Consider the following 17,951-nt stretch of genomic DNA (forward strand, 5'->3'; position numbering starts at 1 on the left):
ATTATTCCTCGATTTTACCGCCTGCAGCTTCGATTGCAGCTTTAGCGCCTTTAGTCACACGTAGACCTTTAACAGTCACTGCTTTGTTAATTTCACCAGATAGAACAACTTTTACGAATTCGATGTTCTTAGTGATAACGTTAGCAGCTTTAAGGCTGTTTAGATCTACTACGTCACCAGTTACTTTCGCTAGCTCAGCTAGACGAACTTCAGCAGACACTAGGCTCTTACGAGAAGTGAAACCGAATTTTGGTAGACGTTGTTTTAGAGGCATCTGACCGCCTTCAAAACCTGGACGAACAGTGCCGCCAGAGCGTGACTTTTGACCTTTGTGGCCGCGGCCACCAGTTTTACCTAGGCCAGAACCGATACCACGACCTACACGTTTAGCAGTAGTCTTAGCACCAGCAGCTGGTGATAGAGTATTCAAACGCATTCTGATTACTCCTCAACTTTAACCATGTAGTAAACCTTGTTGATCATACCGCGTACGCACGGAGTATCTTCAAGTTCTACTGTGTGGTTGATTTTACGAAGACCTAGACCACGAAGCGTAGCTTTGTGCTTAGGTAGACGACCAATTGAGCTTTTAGTTTGAGTTACTTTAATAGTTGCCATGGTGTTCTTACTCCGAAATAGATTCAACAGTTAGACCACGTTTAGCAGCAACCATCTCTGGTGACTTCATGCTACCTAGTGCATCGATCGTAGCACGAACGATGTTGATAGGGTTCGTAGAACCGTATGCTTTAGATAGAACGTTGTGTACACCAGCAACTTCTAGTACTGCACGCATCGCACCACCTGCGATAACACCAGTACCTTCAGCAGCAGGCTGCATGTAAACTTTAGAGCCCGAATGGCGACCTTTCACTGGGTGGTGAAGGGTACCTTCGTTAAGCGCGACCGTAGTCATGTTACGACGAGCTTTTTCCATTGCTTTTTGGATCGCTGCAGGTACTTCACGAGCTTTGCCGTAACCGAAACCTACACGACCGTTACCGTCACCAACTACTGTTAGCGCAGTAAAGCTCATGATTCGACCACCTTTAACCGTTTTAGAAACGCGGTTAACTGCGATTAGCTTTTCTTGCAAATCATTCGCTTGAACTTGTTGTTCTTTAGCCATCTTCCAACCCTACCTTAGAATTTCAGACCAGCTTCGCGAGCAGATTCTGCTAGCGCCGCCACTCGACCGTGGTATTGGAAACCAGAACGATCAAATGCAACTGCTTCTACGCCTTTTTCAAGAGCGCGCTCAGCAACAGCTTTACCTACTGCTTTAGCTGCATCGATGTTACCAGTGTTCTTAACTTGCTCACGGATCGCTTTTTCTACAGTAGAAGCTGCTGCGATAACCTCAGAGCCGTTAGCTGCAATAACCTGAGCGTACACGTGACGAGGAGTACGGTGTACTACTAGGCGAGTTGCACCCAGTTCTGCAATCTTACGACGTGCGCGTGTAGCACGACGGATGCGAGATGCTTTCTTATCCATAGTGTTACCTTACTTCTTCTTAGCTTCTTTAGTACGCACATTTTCATCTGCGTAACGAACACCTTTACCTTTGTAAGGTTCAGGCTCACGGTAAGAACGAATGTCAGCCGCAACCTGACCAACAAGTTGTTTGTCACAACCAGTGATCACGATTTCAGTTTGGCTTGGACACTCAGCTTTAATACCCTCTGGCAATTCATGCTCAACAGGGTGAGAGAAGCCTAGAGTTAGACCTACAGCGTTGCCTTTGATAGCAGCACGGTAACCAACACCCTTAAGGGTAAGCTTCTTAGTAAAGCCTTCAGTAACGCCAACAACCATGTTGTTAACTAGAGCGCGAGCAGTACCTGCTTGAGCCCATGCGTTAACTACACCTTCGCGTGGACCGAAAGTAAGATTGTTTTCTTCCTGAGCTACAACTACTGCGTCGTTAAGAACGCGAGATAGTTCGCCTTTAGCACCTTTTACAGTGATTTCTTGGCCGTTTAGTTTCACCTCTACGCCAGCTGGAATAGCGACAGGTGCCTTTGCAACACGAGACATATTCTACTCCTATTACGCTACGTAGCAGATGATTTCACCACCAAGACCTGCTTTACGTGCAGCACGGTCTGACATAAGACCCTTGGAAGTTGAAACGATAGCAACACCAAGACCACCCATTACAGAAGGAAGTTCATCTTTCTTCTTGTAAACACGTAGACCTGGACGAGAAACACGTTTAAGTTGCTCGATTACTGGTTTAGCTTGGAAGTACTTAAGAGTAACTTCAAGCTCAGGTTTAACTTCGCCTTCAACAGCGAAATCAGTGATGTAACCTTCAGCTTTTAGTAGTGCAGCAATTGCAACTTTAAGCTTTGAAGAAGGCATTTTAACAGCAACTTTGTTTGCTGCCTGACCGTTACGAACGCGGGTCAGCATATCCGAAATCGGATCTTGCATGCTCATATGATTTACTCCAAATGATTAAGTGGCAATTACCAGCTAGCCTTACGAAGACCCGGAATCTCGCCTTTCATGCAAGCTTCACGAACCTTAATACGGCTTAGACCGAACTTACGTAGGTAACCGTGTGGACGACCAGTTTGGTTGCAACGGTTGCGCTGACGTGATGCACTTGAATCACGTGGAAGAGATTGCAGTTTAAGAACCGCATTCCAACGATCTTCTTCTGATGCGTTTACATCGCTAATGATAGCTTTAAGCGCTGCACGCTTTTCAGCGAACTTAGCTACAAGCTTCGCACGTTTTGCTTCACGTGCTTTCATTGAATTTTTAGCCATAACAGTAACCCTTCACCTTACTTACGGAATGGGAAGTTAAAGGCAGCCAGCAGAGCACGGCCTTCCTCATCAGTACCAGCAGACGTCGTAATAGTGATGTCTAGACCGCGTACTCGATCAACTTTATCAAAGTCGATTTCCGGGAAGATGATTTGCTCGCGAACGCCCATGCTGTAGTTACCGCGTCCGTCAAAAGACTTAGCGCTAACGCCACGGAAGTCACGTACACGTGGAAGAGCGATTGAAATTAAACGCTCAAGAAAATCCCACATACGTTCGCCACGCAAGGTTACTTTACAACCGATAGGGTAGCCTTCACGGATTTTGAAACCTGCAACAGATTTACGCGCTTTAGTGATAAGTGGCTTTTGACCAGAGATCGTTGCCATATCAGCAGCTGCGTTTTCTAGCAGTTTCTTATCGTTGATTGCTTCACCAACACCCATGTTTAGGGTGATTTTCTCGATTCTAGGGACTTGCATGACGCTTGTGTAGCTAAACTGTTTGGTCAGTTCAGCGACTACAGACGACTTGTAGTAATCATGCAGTTTCGCCATAGTAGAACTCCAAATTACTTCTATTAGTTAGAAACGATTTCGTTGTTAGATTTAAAGAAACGAACTTTCTTACCATCTTCAAAACGGAAACCGATACGGTCAGCTTTACCAGTAGCTGCGTTAAAGATTGCAACGTTAGAAGCATCAATAGCTGCTTCTTGTTCAACGATGCCACCTTGTTGACCTAGAGCCGGAACCGGCTTTTGGTGCTTCTTAACAAGGTTGATACCTTCAACGATAACTTTACCAGTTGCTAGAACCTTAGTTACTTTACCTTTCTTGCCTTTGTCTTTACCAGCAAGAACGATTACTTCGTCATTACGACGGATTTTAGCTGCCATTTCTACGTGCTCCTTACAGAACTTCTGGAGCCAGTGAAACGATCTTCATGAACTTATCGCCACGAAGCTCACGTGTCACAGGGCCAAAGATACGTGTACCGATAGGTTGCTCAGTATTGTCATTAAGCAATACACAAGCATTACGGTCGAAGCGAATGACAGAACCGTCTGGACGACGAACGCCTTTGCGAGTGCGCACGACAACCGCCTTCAGAACATCACCTTTCTTAACTTTACCGCGAGGAATAGCTTCCTTCACAGTAACTTTGATGACGTCACCGATATGTGCATAACGGCGGTGTGAGCCACCCAGGACCTTAATACACATTACCTTGCGCGCGCCAGAGTTATCAGCTGCGTCAAGTGTACTTTGCATTTGGATCATTGTTAGTGCTCCGCTAAATATTAATAACTAGACCCATCACGGGTCGGGCTGCCTCTTTAAAAGGGACGCGAATTGTACCACCCTTTTTTGTGATTGGGTAGTCAAAAAATAAACGGCCCCAAAATAATTTTGGAGCCGTTTAATTTCATAGAATTAGCTAAGGATTAACCTTTCACTTTTTCTAGAACTTTTACCAAAGTCCAAGACTTAGTCTTAGACAGTGGACGACACTCTGCGATTTCAACTTTGTCGCCTAGGCCACATTCGTTGTTTTCGTCATGTGCGTGTACTTTAGTCGTACGCTTTACGAATTTACCGTAAATTGGGTGTTTAACCATGCGTTCGATAGCAACAACGATAGACTTGTCCATCTTGTCGCTAACTACACGACCTTGTTGAGTACGTTTTACTTCGCTCATTATGCGCCTGCCTTCTCAGTCAAAACAGTTTTCACACGTGCGATATCACGGCGTACAGCTTTCAGAGTATGAGTTTGCTGTAGCTGACCAGTTGCAGCTTGCATGCGCAAGTTGAACTGTTCGCGTAGCAAATTCAATAGCTCAGCGTTAAGCTCTTCAACGCTTTTCTCGCGTAGATCTTGTGCTTTCATCACATCACCTGCTTAGTTACAAATGTAGTTTTGAATGGCAGTTTGCGAGCCGCTAGACGGAACGCTTCACGAGCCAATTCTTCAGGTACACCACCCATTTCGTACATAACCTTACCAGGTTGGATTTGGGCTACCCAGTACTCAACGTTACCTTTACCCTTACCTTGACGAACTTCAAGTGGTTTTTCTGTGATAGGTTTGTCTGGGAACACACGGATCCAGATTTTACCTTGACGCTTAACGTGACGTGTCATTGCACGACGTGCCGCTTCGATTTGACGAGCAGTTAGACGACCACGGCCTACAGCTTTAAGACCGAATTCGCCGAAGCTTACATCAGTACCTTTAGCTAGACCACGGTTACGACCAGTCTGAACCTTACGGAACTTAGTACGTTTAGGTTGTAGCATCTGTCGACTCCTTACTTACGGCCTTTGCGCTGCTTCTTAGGCTTATCGCCTTTAGGCTCTACAGCGTTAGCTGCTGGCATACCGCCTAGAATCTCACCTTTGAAGATCCAAACTTTAATGCCGATCACACCGTATTGGGTGTGAGCCGAAGAAGTTGCGTAATCAATGTCAGCACGTAGAGTGTGTAGAGGTACACGACCTTCACGGTACCACTCAGAACGTGCGATTTCAGCGCCGCCTAGACGACCGCTTACTTCTACTTTGATGCCTTTAGCGCCTAGACGCATAGCGTTTTGTACCGCGCGCTTCATAGCACGACGGAACATAACACGACGCTCTAGCTGAGACGCGATGCTATCACCAACAAGCTGTGCATCTAACTCAGGTTTACGTACTTCAGCGATGTTAATTTGCGCTGGTACACCTGCGATTTTAGCTACAGCTGCACGTAGTTTTTCTACGTCTTCACCTTTCTTACCGATTACTACGCCTGGACGAGCAGTGTGAATAGTCACACGGATGCTCTTAGCAGGACGCTCGATAACGATGCGTGAAAGTGATGCTTTTTTCAGTTCACTTGTAAGGAACTGACGTACCTTGAAGTCGCCGTCTAGGTTGTCAGCGAATTCTTTGGTGTTAGCAAACCATGTAGCATTCCAAGGCTTAACGATGCCTAAACGAATACCATTAGGATGTACTTTTTGACCCATTGCTTACTCTCCTAGTCTCTTAGCGATCTGCTACAACAACAGTGATGTGGCTTGAACGCTTCAAGATACGATCCGCACGACCTTTAGCACGAGGCATAATACGCTTCATGATTGGGCCTTCATCTACGAAGATTTTTGCGACATTTAGATCGTCAATATCTGCGCCTTCATTGTGCTCCGCGTTAGCGATAGCTGACTCAAGAACTTTCTTGATCAGTTCAGCAGCTTTTTTGTTGCTGAAAGTCAGGATTTCTAGAGCCTGGTCTACAGATTTTCCACGAATTTGGTCCGCAACTAAGCGAGCTTTCTGAGGCGAAATGCGAGCAAAGTTATGTTTAGCTAGTGCTTCCATCATCTACTCCTTAACGCTTCTTAGCTTTCTTATCCACGACATGGCCGCGGTAAGTACGTGTTGGTGCGAATTCACCCAGTTTGTGACCGATCATTTCTTCGGTTACGAATACTGGTACGTGCTGACGACCATTATGGACAGCGATGGTCAAACCGATCATCGTAGGGATGATCATTGAACGACGGGACCAAGTCTTAATAGGCTTTTTGTCTCCGCTTTCCACCGCTTTCTCTACCTTCTTCAGCAAGTGTAGGTCAATAAATGGACCTTTCTTGAGAGAACGTGGCATGGCGATTCCTCTTTAAATAGATTACTTGTTACGACGACGTACGATGTACTTGTCAGTGCGTTTGTTCTTACGAGTCTTGAAGCCTTTAGTTGGCTGACCCCATGGTGAAACTGGGTGACGACCACCAGAAGTACGGCCTTCACCACCACCGTGTGGGTGGTCTACTGGGTTCATCACAACACCACGAACGGTTGGACGAACACCGCGCCAGCGGTTAGCACCAGCTTTACCAAGTTCACGTAGCATGTGCTCAGAGTTACCAACTTCACCGATTGTTGCACGGCCTTCAGATAGTACTTTGCGCATTTCGCCAGAACGTAGACGGATAGTTACGTATGCACCGTCGCGAGCAACGATTTGAGCATATGCACCAGCCGAACGAGCTAGCTGACCACCTTTACCAGGTTTTAGTTCAACGTTGTGTACAGTTGAACCTACTGGGATGTTACGCATTGGTAGAGTGTTACCAGCTTTGATTGGTGCATCAACACCAGACTGGATAGCATCACCAGCTTGAACACCTTTAGGTGCTAGGATGTAACGACGCTCACCGTCTGCGTACAGAACTAGAGCGATGTTAGCGCTACGGTTTGGATCGTATTCTAGACGCTCAACTTTCGCTGGGATACCGTCTTTAGTACGTTTGAAGTCAATTACACGGTAGTGGTGCTTGTGACCACCGCCGATGTGACGTACTGTAATACGACCGTTGTTGTTACGACCACCATTCTTAGAGTTTTTCTCTAGAAGAGGTGCGTATGGCTTGCCCTTGTGTAGGTCAGCGTTAACAACTTTAACAACGTGACGACGACCAGGGGAAGTCGGCTTACATTTAACAATAGCCATTTCTCAACTACTCCTGTTATTCCGCGCCGCCAACGAAGTCAAGATCTTGACCTTCTTTCAAAGTAACGTACGCTTTCTTAACGTCGCTGCGGCGACCTTGGCGTAGACCTTGACGTTTGGTCTTACCCTTATTGATAAGAGTATTTACAGACTTAACTTCAACTTCAAATAGCTTTTCTACAGCTGCTTTGATCTCTTTTTTAGTTGCATCTTTAGCTACTTTGAAAACGATAGTGTTCGCTTTCTCAGCTGCCATAGTTGCTTTTTCAGAGATGTGCGGTGCACGTAGAACTTTTAGGATACGCTCTTCAGTGATCATGCTAGCATCTCCTCAACTTGCTTAACTGCGTCTGCAGTCATTACAACTTTGTCGAACGCGATTAGAGACACTGGGTCGATACCAGCTACGTCACGTGCGTCAACTTTGTATAGGTTACGAGCAGCTAGGAATAGATTTTCATCTACTTCGCTAGTCACGATTAGAGCGTCTGTTAGCTCAAGCTCTTTCAGCTTAGCTACAAGCTCTTTAGTTTTTGGTGCTTCTACTGAGAAGTTATCAACAACGATTAGACGCTCTTGACGAACTAGCTCAGAAAGAATGCTCTTCATAGCACCACGGTACATTTTTTTGTTTACTTTTTGGCTGTGATCTTGTGGTTTCGCAGCAAAAGTAACACCACCTGTACGCCAGATTGGGCTACGAATTGTACCAGCACGAGCACGGCCAGTACCTTTTTGACGCCATGGCTTAGCGCCACCGCCAGATACTTCAGAACGTGTTTTCTGAGCACGTGTACCTTGACGAGCACCTGCTGCGTATGCAACAACTACTTGGTGTACAAGAGCTTCGTTAAACTCACGTCCGAAAGTAGTTTCGGAAACAGTTAGTGCATCAGCACCTTTAACCATTAGTTCCATTACTTACTCCTGAGACGTTATGCTTTAACAGCTGGTTTAACGATCACGTTGCCGCCAGTTGCGCCTGGGACTGCACCTTTAATAAGAAGCAGGTTGCGCTCAGCGTCAACACGTACGATCTCTAGGTTTTGAGTCGTTACACGCTCAGCACCCATGTGACCTGCCATTTTCTTGCCTTTAAATACGCGACCTGGAGTCTGACATTGACCGATAGAACCAGGAGCACGGTGAGACAATGAGTTACCGTGAGTAGCATCTTGAGTGCGGAAGTTCCAACGCTTAACAGCGCCTTGGAAACCTTTACCTTTAGATGTACCAGTAACGTCTACTTTCTTAGTATCGTTGAATAGTTCAACTGTTAGCTCAGCGCCAACTGCAAACTCTTCACCGTTTTCCAAACGGAATTCCCAAAGACCACGACCAGCTTCAACACCTGCTTTAGCAAAGTGACCTGCTTCTGGCTTAGTTACGCGGTTAGCTTTCTTAGCACCAGTAGTAACCTGGATTGCTGCGTAGCCATCTGTCTCAAGAGTTTTAACTTGAGAAACACGGTTAGCTTCAACCTCAACAACTGTTACTGGGATAGAAACGCCTTCTTCAGTAAATACGCGGGTCATGCCCACTTTACGACCGATTAGACCAATCATTCTTCTAATCTCCCTTAACCTAGGCTAATTTGAACGTCAACGCCCGCAGCAAGGTCTAGACGCATTAGAGCATCAACAGTTTTGTCTGTTGGCTCAACGATGTCGATTAGACGCTTGTGAGTACGGATTTCGTACTGGTCACGTGCTTTCTTGTTAACGTGTGGAGAGATAAGAACTGTGAAACGCTCTTTACGAGTAGGTAGTGGGATTGGACCACGAACCTGTGCGCCAGTGCGCTTAGCTGTTTCAACGATTTCCGCTGTAGAAGCATCGATTAGTTTGTAATCGAAAGCTTTTAGGCGGATACGGATACGTTGGTTCTGCATGAGACAGAGCTCCAATATTAAAAATTACACAAACAATATCGCCACTCAGACTCGTTAAAACGAGAGAATGCCGATTGATTTATGTGAAACCGTAGCATCCAAGATTAGGACGCATTGTCAGTTAATTTTCGATCAACCATCCCTATATGTCAGAGTCACCTCTGGGAATAGTTATTCCGAAGAATAGATAGCTAATTGTATTAACCGCGAACATAAGCTGAGTTTACATTACCTGACAAATCAATAAGATAAGTCAGCTCCTCGCTGCTCATTGGTTCACAACTGGCTTAACCAGTGCGCTGCATTATACAGATCACAGTTTTACTTGCAAGTGCTGGGTGAAAAATAAACGTAAAAGATGACCAAGCTGGTCGCTAACAGCTTCTGTTGTTCAGTAAGCCACTCCTGTCAACGCCTCTTAGTCTGAAATTCATACGCCCCAAAAACAAAAATGCAGCCTGAATAGACAGTCTGCATTTTAGTACATAGGGAGCGAGGCTGGCTCTTAGCTAGTTACGCAAGTCTCTGGCGTACCGCTTCAAACAAACAAATGCCTGAAGCAACTGATACGTTCAAGCTTGAAACGGTTCCAGCCATAGGGATTTTAATCAGGTCATCACAGGTTTCGCGCGTTAGTCGGCGCATGCCGTCACCCTCAGCCCCCATAACAATAGCAAGTGGGCCAGTCAGTTTCGCTTGATAAATGTCATGAGTCGCTTCACCCGCAGTGCCTACAAACCAAATGCCCTGCTCTTGTAGCGTACGCATTGTACGAGCGAGGTTTGTAACTCGAACTAGCGGTACCATTTCAGCCGCACCACAAGCCACTTTACTTACTGTCGCCGTAATGTTGGCAGAGCGGTCTTTAGGCACAATCACCGCAGCCACGCCAGCCGCGTCAGCATTACGCAAACAAGCACCTAGGTTATGCGGGTCAGTGACACCATCTAACACCAATAAAAGCGGAGCTTCGTGTTGAGCAAGGATGTCATCAAGGTCATGTTCGTTGAGCTGTTTCGCTGGCTTAACACGAGCCATAATACCTTGGTGGTTTGCCCCACTCGCTTTTTCGTCCAATGTTTTGCGCGTCATCTGTTGGATCGAAACACCACACACGTTAAGTTCATTGAGGATCGGCATCAGGCGATCGTCTTGGCGACCTTTAAGCACAAACGCTTCAATAAAGCGCTCTGGTTCACGACTTAGTACTGCTTTAACTGCGTGAATACCGTAAATATATTCGTTACTCATTTAAAAACCTGTTCGTTTAGTTCACTGTGCTGCTTTTTTGCTACGTTTGGTCTTCTTCGGCTTATTGCCAGCTTTCTTCTTGCGAGCTTTTGTCACCTTAGGCTTTTTCGCTGCCTCTTTAGGTTCAGGTCGCTTAGTCGGCTCGACTTCAGCCGCCGCTCGTCCACCCTTGGTCGCAACACGTTTTTTCTCTTTGGCTTTTCTCTTTGCCTCTGCGACACGTTTCTTGGCCGTCTTTCCTTCGCCGCGTAGCTTACGACTTGTTTCTACTAATTCAAAGTCTATTTGTCTGTCATCCAGATTGACCGACAGGACTTTCACTTTGACCGCATCACCCAAGCGATAAATCGCACCAAAGCTTTCACCGATAAGTCTTTGACCGATCGGATCAAATTGGTAGTAATCATTAGCAAGTGCCGAAATATGCACTAAACCATCAATGTGCAAATCCGTTAAACGAACAAAGAATCCAAAACCGGTAACATTGGCAATAACGCCTTCTAGCTCTTCACCGACGTGGTCTTGCATGTATTCACATTTCAGCCAATCAGAGACTTCACGGGTCGCATCGTCAGCTCGTCGCTCTGTCATCGAACACTGCTCACCGTAAAAATCCATATCATCGAATGAGTAGTGGTATCCCCCTGTCGGTGTCCAACGGTCTTGATTACGCCCCTCTTCTTTCGCGATGAGATACTTGATTGCACGATGTAACAATAAGTCTGGGTAGCGACGAATAGGAGAGGTAAAATGCGCGTAACGTTTCAGTGCCAAACCGAAGTGGCCACAGTTATCCGCGTTGTACACCGCTTGCTTCATTGAACGAAGCAACATGGTTTGAATGAGCTCCCTGTCTTGACGCTCAGCAATCTGTTTAACCAGATCAGCATAGTCTGTTGGTGAAGGCTCCAAACCACCATTGAGGTGCAAGCCCAACTCGCCTAAGAAATCGCGGAAACCTTGTAGGCGAAGCTCACCTGGAGATTCATGAATACGATACAGTGCAGCTTCTTTTGCTTTCTCAACCAAAGATGCTGACGCGATGTTGGCCAAAATCATGCATTCCTCGATGAGCTTATGCGCATCGTTACGAATGACGGGCTCAATACTCTCAATCTTGCGCTCCGCATTGAAAATGAACTTGGTTTCTACCGTTTCGAATTCAATCGCACCACGGTTATCGCGAGCGCGTTTCAGAACTTTATACATTTTGTGCAGTTCTTCTAGGTGAGGAACTAATGGCTCATAACGAGTTCGTAGTTCTTCATTTCCCTCAAGAATGTCATGCACCTTGCTGTAAGTCAGACGAGCATGAGAGTTCATCACCGCTTCGTAGTGTTTGTAGCCCGACAGCTTACCGGACTCTGATATTGTCATTTCACACACCATACACAAGCGGTCAACCTGTGGGTTAAGTGAACAGAGACCATTTGACAGAACTTCTGGCAACATAGGTACAACTTGCGATGGGAAGTAAACTGAGTTACCACGATTTATTGCTTCTTTATCTAAAGCGGTATCTGGTCTTACGTAGTAGCTCACATCTGCGATGGCGACCCATAAACGCCAACCGCCACCTTTTTTCGCTTCACAGTAAACGGCATCATCGAAGTCACGCGCATCTTCGCCATCGATTGTCACGAGTGGCAGCTCACGGAGGTCAACACGCCCTACTTTGGCTTCTTCAGGCACTTCTTCGCCTAAGTTGGCAATCTGCTTATCAACAGCCTCAGGCCATTCGTGAGGGATCTGATGTGTACGAATCGCAATTTGTGTCTCCATACCCGGCGCCATGTTTTCGCCAAGTACTTCAATAACCTTACCCATCATACCTCGTGAGCGCGTTCCGCGATCGGTGATCTCGATAACAACGACATTACCCATACGTGCACCTGCACGTAAATCGTTCGGGATCAGAATGTCCTGTGAGATTCGAGAGTCATCAGGCACAACATATGAGTAGCCATATTCCATAAAGAAACGTCCTACTATTTGTGTCTGACGCTCTTCTAAAACGCGAACTAACCGACCTTCCTTACGTCCGCGCTTAGAGTTTTCTGTTGGCTGAACCAGTACATAATCACCGTGGATGATATTTTTCATTTGGTGATGAGGCAGAACAATATCATTATCCTTGCCCACACTGCCTTCTGGACGAACCCAACCATGACCATCTTTGTGGCCAATTACATAGCCCTTCACCATCTCCAGTTTTTCTGGCAAGGCGTAGCACTGACGACGCGTAAAGACCAGTTGTCCATCACGCTCCATCGCACGCAGTCTACGACGCAGACCTTCATAGTGCTCTTCTCCATTCAACTGCAATGCGTCAAATAGATCATTGCGGTTCATGGGAACACCCGCTTGATGCAAAAACTCAAGAATAAACTCTCGGCTTGGGATTGGGTTTTCGTAGTTCTCCGACTCACGATCTGCAAATGGGTCGTTAGGAATAATGTCTGACATAGGCGCGCCTAAAATGTAAGGAAGGTTATAGCAACTAGTATATCTGAGTCCCGGTATAAGCTACAGGTCAGCAAGGTTAAAAACGTGTTTTTTCAACGTATTTTTCATAACTTAGCATCGTTTTTCACAAACCTTTACATCATAGGATAAAGATCACATTTCGCTGCAAGCCCTATGGCAAACGATTGCAGCAAGTAAAGAAAGGGGTATGATTCAGGAAAATTTTACTTACCTTTTACCACGAGTATATCTATGAGTATCAAACGCTCCCTTCTTTCAACAGCCATTGCCAGCTTTATTTTTATTTCTATCTCTGCCTTTGCCAGTGAACAAGTAGACCTAATGATCACTGACGCTATGGTTCTGACCATGAACCAAGACAAAACGATTTACCAAAATGGTACTGTGGTGGTAAATGGCAACAAGATTATCGCGGTGGGTGATAGTGAACTAGCCAAAAAATATCAAGCACTTACCACTCTTGACGTTGATGGCGACATTGTCATGCCAGGTCTAATTAATACTCATACTCATGTTTCAATGACCGTATTTCGTTCACTCGGCGATGACGTCCCTGATCGCCTCCATCGCTACATCTTTCCACTGGAATCAAAGTTAGTCTCTCGCGACATGGTAAGAATTGGCGCAAACCTAGGTAACGTAGAAATGCTCAAAGGGGGAGTAACCACTTACGCTGACATGTACTATTTTGAAGATGAAGTGGCTAAGACTGTTGATCAAATTGGCATGCGTGCAATTCTTGGTGAAACCGTGATTAAGTTTCCTGTCGCTGACGCAGCAAATGCTGATGAAGGCATCAAATACGCACTGAATTTTATTCAACAGTACAAAGATCACCCACGCATTACCCCAGCTTTTGCTCCTCACGCGCCTTACACCAACAGCACTGAGACCTTGCAAAAAGTCGCTAAATTGTCACTTGAGCATGATGTACCAGTCATGATTCACCTTGCTGAATCACATCGTGAAGAAGAGAAGATCGCCGAGCGCGCTAACGGGATGTCCCCCGTTCAATATATGCACAGTATTGGCGCTTTAAATGAGAACCTAGTCGGTGCACATATGATTTTGGTCGATGATGAAGATATCAAACTGGTCAAAGAATCGAATATGGGCGTTGCCCACAATATGAGCGCTAACATCAAATCCGCGAAAGGCGTATCTCCAGCACTCAAGATGTATGATGAAGGCGTACGTATTGGACTAGGTACTGATGGTCCAATGTCGGGTAATACTCTGAGCACAATCGATGAATTTAACCAAGTCGCCAAGGTTCACAAACTGGTCAACAAGGATCGTGCCGCTATGCCACCACTCAAAGTGATCGATATGGCAACGATGGGCGCAGCCAAAGCGTTACACATGGAAGATAAAATTGGCTCACTAGAAGTCGGGAAGTTAGCGGATATTATCGTAGTGGATACCAAAGCGCCGAATATGGTTCCAGTTTACAACCCTTACTCTGCACTGGTTTACTCAGCCAACTCGGCCAATGTACGCCACTCAATTGTTGGTGGTAAGCTTCTGATGAAAGACCGTAATATTCTAACGGTCGATGAAGCGGCTATTCGTCAAGAAGCGATTGAATTTACCAAAATCGTGCGCAAGACCGTGATCGATTCCGGTGAGGTTGTTCAATAAACTATCTTTCAAATAACAATGCCCAGCAAACGCTGGGCATTATTATTTCTCAAACCACTCTGAGTGCAGGAAGAGTCGTTGTGATTTTAAACTACCAGAAAGTGTCGCGCTTCTTAGCTCGGGCAACAATGTTCTGCGGCATTCGTCGCTCTAATCCCTGCCTAAGTACACTAATACGCTTATGGGTTCGCTGGTCTGCCGTCACCGAATTATAGAGCCAGCGATAAGCATCTTCGTAATCAAGTGGACTCCCATAATCACGCAGCAATAGCTCAGCCAAATGAATACGAGCATTGAGGTTCCCCATCGATGCCGCTTCACGCAAATATGGAATCGCACGTTCTTTATCTTGCTGAACTAATGTTCCACGAGAATAGTAACGACCAATTTGTTCAAGTGCGGCGGGCAAACCTTGATGAGCAGCATTTTCCATGTAATAGAGACCTAGCTCTACATCCTGCTCAACACAGACCCCCCACGCTAGCATATCTCCGTATAAAAACTCATACGCAGGTAAGCTAATGCGAGTCGCACGTGCAACAATATCCTCAACAAGCTGGCAGTTATCGGCTTTAACGCGTTCTAAATGCTGGTTGTTGTTGATAAGGTTAATTAGTTCGGCTTCGGTATAAATTGGTATCGGCTCACCGATCTCAGACAACTCATTTGCCTGTACCACTGAGGCACTAAACGCCAACACCATCGAAGCAGCTAATTTTCTTAGCTTCATTTTCTGCACTCTTAACTTCGACTATGGACACTAACCCAAGGTCAGCATCAGATTTGCCACTTACGCGGCAAGCTTGATACTAGTATCGGCAATTGGTGCTAACTCTTTAATCAAAATTGCCGCTCTATGGCAAATTGTTGCCATAAGTATCGAGAATCGCAAGAAAAATAGACATAAAAAAACCGGTGCTTAGCACCGGTTTCTAATAACTGATAACAATCAATAATTAAGATTCGAATGGGTGAACCTTGATGATTGTTTCGTTACGGTCAGGACCAGTAGAGATGATATCTACCGTTACGCCTGTTAGCTCTTCAATACGCTTGATGTAATCTAGAGCCGCTTTTGGTAGCGCATCAATAGATGTCGCGCCAAATGTGTTCTCTGACCAACCTGGCATAGTTTCGTAGATTGGTGTCGCTTCTTCAAATGCTTCTGCAGCCATTGGAGAAACTTCTAGGATAGAACCATCTTTCATCTTGTAGCCAGTACAGATTTTTAGCTCTTCCAAACCATCTAGAACGTCTAGTTTAGTTAGACAGAAACCAGAAATAGAGTTGATTTGTACCGCACGACGCATTGCAACAGCATCGAACCAACCAGTACGACGCAGACGACCCGTTGTCGCGCCGAACTCTTGACCAACACTACCAAGGTGCTTACCTACTGGGTCTTGCTTATCTAGACCATCGTAAAGTTCTGTTGGGAATGGACCAGAACCTACGCGAGTACAGTACGCTTTAGTAATACCAAGAATGTAACCGATGTGACGAGGACCGAAACCAGAACCCGCAGCAACGCCACCAGCAGTTGTGTTAGAAGAAGTTACGTATGGGTATGTACCGTGGTCGATATCTAGCAGAGTGCCTTGAGCACCTTCAAACATGATCTTGTCGCCGCGCTTACGTGCTGCATCAAGTTCATTAGTTACGTCGATAACCATAGAAGTAAGTAGGTCAGCGTAACCCATGCATTGCTCTAGAACTTCGTCATAGCTTACTGTTTCAGCTTTGTAGAAGTGCTCTAGCTGGAAGTTATGGAATTCCATTACTTCTTTTAGCTTCTCTGCGAATACTTCTTTATCGAATAGGTCGCCAACACGTAGACCGCGACGAGCAACTTTATCTTCGTAAGCTGGACCGATACCACGACCCGTTGTACCAATTGCTTTGTTACCACGAGCGATTTCACGCGCTTGGTCAATAGCGATATGGTAAGGAAGAATTAGAGGACAAGCTTCAGAAACGAAAAGACGCTCACGCACCGGAATACCGCGCTCTTCTAGAGGCTTCATTTCTTTAATTAAAGCTTCAGGTGATAGTACAACACCATTGCCGATAACACATTTGATGTTATCGCGAAGGATACCTGATGGAATCAAGTGAAGAACGGTTTTTTGACCGTCAATGACTAGAGTGTGGCCTGCATTGTGACCGCCTTGGTAACGAACCACATATTTTGCATCTTCAGTTAAAAGGTCAACAATTTTACCTTTACCTTCGTCACCCCATTGGGTGCCTAGAACGACTACGTTATTTCCCATCTTTCCAGTTCTGATTGCTAGTTAAAAATGGATTCTAGCACCGAATCACATTTCTTGCAGTCATTTTTTAATCATGCAAGTGTAATATGGTGCTAATCCATTAGAGATTAATATAAGGCCGAAATAAATCAGTCCGTTAGGTAAACTTTTAGAGCTATCGTCTTTTTTTGGGCTATTCATCAGCATAGATTTTAACGGTCAAATCACCATTAACATCGATACCTGCGCGATACATTCCCGAGCTATTCATCGAGTAATGTAGCTCTCCTTGAGCATCAACTGCGATTAAGCCGCCTTCCCCACCCATTTGTTTTAATTCACCCTGAATAACGGTTTCACACGCGGTATGAACATCTTGTTTCAAATAACGCATTCTAGCTGCTACATCACCAGCGACCGTTTTACGAATAAAGTATTCACCCATACCGGTTGTTGAGACCGCAACATTACCATTCTCTGCGTAAGTTCCCGCACCAATGATCGATGAATCACCAACACGACCATACTTTTTGTTGGTGATGCCACCAGTGCTTGTCGCTGCGGCTAGATTTCCATACTGATCTAAGGCCACGGCGCCAACGGTGCCGTATTTTTTATCATCTGGGTATTTAGATTCTGAGAGAGCAAAGAGCCCTTTCTCTTTCATTGACAGTAGCTGCTCATAGCGACGCTCGGTGAAAAAGTAGTCTTGCTCGGTATACTCATAGCCGAGTTCAAAAGCGAACTCCTCTGCCCCGTCGCCAATCAGCAACACATGATTGCTGTTTTTCATAACATCACGCGCAAGCTCAATGGGATTGCGAACATGGCGAACTCCAGCAACAGCGCCTGCATCTAGCTCTTTACCGTGCATGACTGAAGCATCCATTTCAACCATCTCTTTGTGGGTCAATACAGATCCTCTACCAGCGTTGAAGTTTACCGAATCCTCTAAAACCTTGACCGCAGCGACGACCGCATCTAGTGCATCGCCTGATTCGAGTAGTATTTTATGACCAGCACGAACAGACGTTTCTAGATCGGCCAAAATCGAAGCTTTCAGCTCTTCACTCATCTGCTCACGTAAAATAGTCCCTGCACCGCCATGAATAGCGATAGAGAAAGGTTGAGTCATCGTCGATATCTCCA

Annotated in this window: 27 protein-coding genes; 1 reads left to right on the forward strand and 26 read right to left on the reverse strand. The window is 45.7% G+C overall.

Features of this window, described 5'->3' with window-relative positions; all coding sequences use genetic code 11:
* Position 1 precedes the first annotated feature (1 nt).
* The 23 genes from rplO to rnr form a co-directional block, all read right to left on the reverse strand.
* Positions 2-436, reverse strand: coding sequence for a 50S ribosomal protein L15 (rplO, locus tag ACQEXT_RS16595; protein ID WP_138972784.1), 435 nt, complete (start codon positions 434-436; stop codon positions 2-4).
* 5 nt (positions 437-441) lie between these two features.
* Positions 442-618, reverse strand: coding sequence for a 50S ribosomal protein L30 (gene rpmD, locus ACQEXT_RS16600; protein ID WP_000201159.1), 177 nt, complete (start codon positions 616-618; stop codon positions 442-444).
* A 7-nt stretch (positions 619-625) separates the two neighbouring features.
* Complete coding sequence (rpsE, locus tag ACQEXT_RS16605) at positions 626-1,129, reverse strand: 30S ribosomal protein S5 (RefSeq protein ID WP_138972783.1); 504 nt, start codon at positions 1,127-1,129, stop codon at positions 626-628.
* A 14-nt stretch (positions 1,130-1,143) separates the two neighbouring features.
* Positions 1,144-1,497 (reverse strand): 50S ribosomal protein L18, encoded by a 354-nt coding sequence (gene rplR, locus ACQEXT_RS16610; RefSeq protein ID WP_038175185.1) that lies wholly within the window; start codon positions 1,495-1,497, stop codon positions 1,144-1,146.
* 9 nt (positions 1,498-1,506) lie between these two features.
* Complete coding sequence (rplF, locus tag ACQEXT_RS16615) at positions 1,507-2,040, reverse strand: 50S ribosomal protein L6 (protein WP_269377108.1); 534 nt, start codon at positions 2,038-2,040, stop codon at positions 1,507-1,509.
* 12 nt (positions 2,041-2,052) lie between these two features.
* Entirely contained in the window at positions 2,053-2,445 is a 393-nt protein-coding gene (rpsH, locus tag ACQEXT_RS16620) for a 30S ribosomal protein S8 (RefSeq protein ID WP_006878391.1), read from the reverse strand.
* A 29-nt stretch (positions 2,446-2,474) separates the two neighbouring features.
* Positions 2,475-2,780 (reverse strand): 30S ribosomal protein S14, encoded by a 306-nt coding sequence (gene rpsN, locus ACQEXT_RS16625; protein WP_006963211.1) that lies wholly within the window; start codon positions 2,778-2,780, stop codon positions 2,475-2,477.
* A gap of 17 nt (positions 2,781-2,797) precedes the next feature.
* Positions 2,798-3,337 (reverse strand): 50S ribosomal protein L5, encoded by a 540-nt coding sequence (gene rplE, locus ACQEXT_RS16630; RefSeq protein WP_005450569.1) that lies wholly within the window; start codon positions 3,335-3,337, stop codon positions 2,798-2,800.
* A gap of 23 nt (positions 3,338-3,360) precedes the next feature.
* The gene (gene rplX / locus ACQEXT_RS16635; protein WP_004745885.1) at positions 3,361-3,678 is read right to left on the reverse strand and encodes a 50S ribosomal protein L24; all 318 of its coding nucleotides are present in this window, start codon (positions 3,676-3,678) and stop codon (positions 3,361-3,363) included.
* A 13-nt stretch (positions 3,679-3,691) separates the two neighbouring features.
* On the reverse strand, positions 3,692-4,063 hold the full coding sequence (gene rplN, locus ACQEXT_RS16640; RefSeq protein WP_004745883.1) for a 50S ribosomal protein L14: 372 nt from the start codon (positions 4,061-4,063) through the stop codon (positions 3,692-3,694).
* Between the two features lie 164 nt (positions 4,064-4,227).
* Entirely contained in the window at positions 4,228-4,482 is a 255-nt protein-coding gene (rpsQ, locus tag ACQEXT_RS16645; RefSeq protein WP_138972780.1) for a 30S ribosomal protein S17, read from the reverse strand.
* Complete coding sequence (gene rpmC, locus ACQEXT_RS16650) at positions 4,482-4,673, reverse strand: 50S ribosomal protein L29 (protein ID WP_004410456.1); 192 nt, start codon at positions 4,671-4,673, stop codon at positions 4,482-4,484. Before rpmC ends, rpsQ begins: the two co-directional genes overlap by 1 nt.
* Positions 4,673-5,083, reverse strand: a complete 411-nt coding sequence (gene rplP / locus ACQEXT_RS16655) for a 50S ribosomal protein L16 (RefSeq protein WP_005379577.1) — start codon at positions 5,081-5,083, stop codon at positions 4,673-4,675. Before rplP ends, rpmC begins: the two co-directional genes overlap by 1 nt.
* Positions 5,084-5,094: 11 nt before the next feature.
* Positions 5,095-5,793 carry a 30S ribosomal protein S3 gene (rpsC, locus tag ACQEXT_RS16660; protein ID WP_114787361.1) on the reverse strand — a complete coding sequence of 233 codons (699 nt, stop codon included), beginning with the start codon at positions 5,791-5,793 and terminating at the stop codon, positions 5,095-5,097.
* Between the two features lie 19 nt (positions 5,794-5,812).
* Positions 5,813-6,145, reverse strand: coding sequence for a 50S ribosomal protein L22 (rplV, locus tag ACQEXT_RS16665; protein WP_004410462.1), 333 nt, complete (start codon positions 6,143-6,145; stop codon positions 5,813-5,815).
* 10 nt (positions 6,146-6,155) lie between these two features.
* Positions 6,156-6,434, reverse strand: coding sequence for a 30S ribosomal protein S19 (rpsS, locus tag ACQEXT_RS16670; protein WP_004745876.1), 279 nt, complete (start codon positions 6,432-6,434; stop codon positions 6,156-6,158).
* A 21-nt stretch (positions 6,435-6,455) separates the two neighbouring features.
* Complete coding sequence (gene rplB / locus ACQEXT_RS16675) at positions 6,456-7,280, reverse strand: 50S ribosomal protein L2 (protein ID WP_138972779.1); 825 nt, start codon at positions 7,278-7,280, stop codon at positions 6,456-6,458.
* 16 nt (positions 7,281-7,296) lie between these two features.
* Complete coding sequence (gene rplW / locus ACQEXT_RS16680; RefSeq protein ID WP_093278415.1) at positions 7,297-7,599, reverse strand: 50S ribosomal protein L23; 303 nt, start codon at positions 7,597-7,599, stop codon at positions 7,297-7,299.
* Positions 7,596-8,198 carry a 50S ribosomal protein L4 gene (gene rplD / locus ACQEXT_RS16685; RefSeq protein ID WP_138972778.1) on the reverse strand — a complete coding sequence of 201 codons (603 nt, stop codon included), beginning with the start codon at positions 8,196-8,198 and terminating at the stop codon, positions 7,596-7,598. Before rplD ends, rplW begins: the two co-directional genes overlap by 4 nt.
* A gap of 17 nt (positions 8,199-8,215) precedes the next feature.
* Complete coding sequence (rplC, locus tag ACQEXT_RS16690) at positions 8,216-8,845, reverse strand: 50S ribosomal protein L3 (RefSeq protein ID WP_138972777.1); 630 nt, start codon at positions 8,843-8,845, stop codon at positions 8,216-8,218.
* Between the two features lie 14 nt (positions 8,846-8,859).
* Positions 8,860-9,171, reverse strand: a complete 312-nt coding sequence (gene rpsJ / locus ACQEXT_RS16695; protein WP_004410492.1) for a 30S ribosomal protein S10 — start codon at positions 9,169-9,171, stop codon at positions 8,860-8,862.
* Between the two features lie 513 nt (positions 9,172-9,684).
* Positions 9,685-10,422, reverse strand: a complete 738-nt coding sequence (gene rlmB, locus ACQEXT_RS16700; RefSeq protein ID WP_138972776.1) for a 23S rRNA (guanosine(2251)-2'-O)-methyltransferase RlmB — start codon at positions 10,420-10,422, stop codon at positions 9,685-9,687.
* 21 nt (positions 10,423-10,443) lie between these two features.
* Complete coding sequence (rnr, locus tag ACQEXT_RS16705; RefSeq protein ID WP_426952968.1) at positions 10,444-12,888, reverse strand: ribonuclease R; 2,445 nt, start codon at positions 12,886-12,888, stop codon at positions 10,444-10,446.
* A 252-nt stretch (positions 12,889-13,140) separates the two neighbouring features.
* Here rnr and ACQEXT_RS16710 point away from each other — a divergent pair, with 252 nt between their 5' ends.
* Positions 13,141-14,550, forward strand: a complete 1,410-nt coding sequence (locus tag ACQEXT_RS16710; RefSeq protein ID WP_426952969.1) for an amidohydrolase — start codon at positions 13,141-13,143, stop codon at positions 14,548-14,550.
* Between the two features lie 91 nt (positions 14,551-14,641).
* On the opposite strand, the gene motX is transcribed toward ACQEXT_RS16710, so the two are convergent.
* The 3 genes from motX to ACQEXT_RS16725 all read right to left on the reverse strand — a co-directional run bounded on the left by motX (position 14,642) and on the right by ACQEXT_RS16725 (position 17,937).
* Entirely contained in the window at positions 14,642-15,280 is a 639-nt protein-coding gene (gene motX / locus ACQEXT_RS16715; protein WP_426952970.1) for a flagellar protein MotX, read from the reverse strand.
* Between the two features lie 226 nt (positions 15,281-15,506).
* Positions 15,507-16,823, reverse strand: coding sequence for an adenylosuccinate synthase (locus ACQEXT_RS16720; protein ID WP_138972773.1), 1,317 nt, complete (start codon positions 16,821-16,823; stop codon positions 15,507-15,509).
* Between the two features lie 172 nt (positions 16,824-16,995).
* Complete coding sequence (locus tag ACQEXT_RS16725; RefSeq protein WP_331427449.1) at positions 16,996-17,937, reverse strand: isoaspartyl peptidase/L-asparaginase; 942 nt, start codon at positions 17,935-17,937, stop codon at positions 16,996-16,998.
* Positions 17,938-17,951 lie beyond the last annotated feature (14 nt).

It is taken from the genome of Vibrio sp. TRT 29B02 (genome assembly GCF_050113655.1).
GTDB lineage: Bacteria > Pseudomonadota > Gammaproteobacteria > Enterobacterales > Vibrionaceae > Vibrio.

Coding starts and splice junctions, on each gene's coding strand:
- rplO (WP_138972784.1), bottom strand. CDS start 436: ATGCGTTTGAATACTCTATCACCAGCTGCTGGTGCTAAGACTACTGCT.
- rpmD (WP_000201159.1), bottom strand. CDS start 618: ATGGCAACTATTAAAGTAACTCAAACTAAAAGCTCAATTGGTCGTCTA.
- rpsE (WP_138972783.1), bottom strand. CDS start 1,129: ATGGCTAAAGAACAACAAGTTCAAGCGAATGATTTGCAAGAAAAGCTA.
- rplR (WP_038175185.1), bottom strand. CDS start 1,497: ATGGATAAGAAAGCATCTCGCATCCGTCGTGCTACACGCGCACGTCGT.
- rplF (WP_269377108.1), bottom strand. CDS start 2,040: ATGTCTCGTGTTGCAAAGGCACCTGTCGCTATTCCAGCTGGCGTAGAG.
- rpsH (WP_006878391.1), bottom strand. CDS start 2,445: ATGAGCATGCAAGATCCGATTTCGGATATGCTGACCCGCGTTCGTAAC.
- rpsN (WP_006963211.1), bottom strand. CDS start 2,780: ATGGCTAAAAATTCAATGAAAGCACGTGAAGCAAAACGTGCGAAGCTT.
- rplE (WP_005450569.1), bottom strand. CDS start 3,337: ATGGCGAAACTGCATGATTACTACAAGTCGTCTGTAGTCGCTGAACTG.
- rplX (WP_004745885.1), bottom strand. CDS start 3,678: ATGGCAGCTAAAATCCGTCGTAATGACGAAGTAATCGTTCTTGCTGGT.
- rplN (WP_004745883.1), bottom strand. CDS start 4,063: ATGATCCAAATGCAAAGTACACTTGACGCAGCTGATAACTCTGGCGCG.
- rpsQ (WP_138972780.1), bottom strand. CDS start 4,482: ATGAGCGAAGTAAAACGTACTCAACAAGGTCGTGTAGTTAGCGACAAG.
- rpmC (WP_004410456.1), bottom strand. CDS start 4,673: ATGAAAGCACAAGATCTACGCGAGAAAAGCGTTGAAGAGCTTAACGCT.
- rplP (WP_005379577.1), bottom strand. CDS start 5,083: ATGCTACAACCTAAACGTACTAAGTTCCGTAAGGTTCAGACTGGTCGT.
- rpsC (WP_114787361.1), bottom strand. CDS start 5,793: ATGGGTCAAAAAGTACATCCTAATGGTATTCGTTTAGGCATCGTTAAG.
- rplV (WP_004410462.1), bottom strand. CDS start 6,145: ATGGAAGCACTAGCTAAACATAACTTTGCTCGCATTTCGCCTCAGAAA.
- rpsS (WP_004745876.1), bottom strand. CDS start 6,434: ATGCCACGTTCTCTCAAGAAAGGTCCATTTATTGACCTACACTTGCTG.
- rplB (WP_138972779.1), bottom strand. CDS start 7,280: ATGGCTATTGTTAAATGTAAGCCGACTTCCCCTGGTCGTCGTCACGTT.
- rplW (WP_093278415.1), bottom strand. CDS start 7,599: ATGATCACTGAAGAGCGTATCCTAAAAGTTCTACGTGCACCGCACATC.
- rplD (WP_138972778.1), bottom strand. CDS start 8,198: ATGGAACTAATGGTTAAAGGTGCTGATGCACTAACTGTTTCCGAAACT.
- rplC (WP_138972777.1), bottom strand. CDS start 8,845: ATGATTGGTCTAATCGGTCGTAAAGTGGGCATGACCCGCGTATTTACT.
- rpsJ (WP_004410492.1), bottom strand. CDS start 9,171: ATGCAGAACCAACGTATCCGTATCCGCCTAAAAGCTTTCGATTACAAA.
- rlmB (WP_138972776.1), bottom strand. CDS start 10,422: ATGAGTAACGAATATATTTACGGTATTCACGCAGTTAAAGCAGTACTA.
- rnr (WP_426952968.1), bottom strand. CDS start 12,888: ATGTCAGACATTATTCCTAACGACCCATTTGCAGATCGTGAGTCGGAG.
- ACQEXT_RS16710 (WP_426952969.1), top strand. CDS start 13,141: ATGAGTATCAAACGCTCCCTTCTTTCAACAGCCATTGCCAGCTTTATT.
- motX (WP_426952970.1), bottom strand. CDS start 15,280: ATGAAGCTAAGAAAATTAGCTGCTTCGATGGTGTTGGCGTTTAGTGCC.
- ACQEXT_RS16720 (WP_138972773.1), bottom strand. CDS start 16,823: ATGGGAAATAACGTAGTCGTTCTAGGCACCCAATGGGGTGACGAAGGT.
- ACQEXT_RS16725 (WP_331427449.1), bottom strand. CDS start 17,937: ATGACTCAACCTTTCTCTATCGCTATTCATGGCGGTGCAGGGACTATT.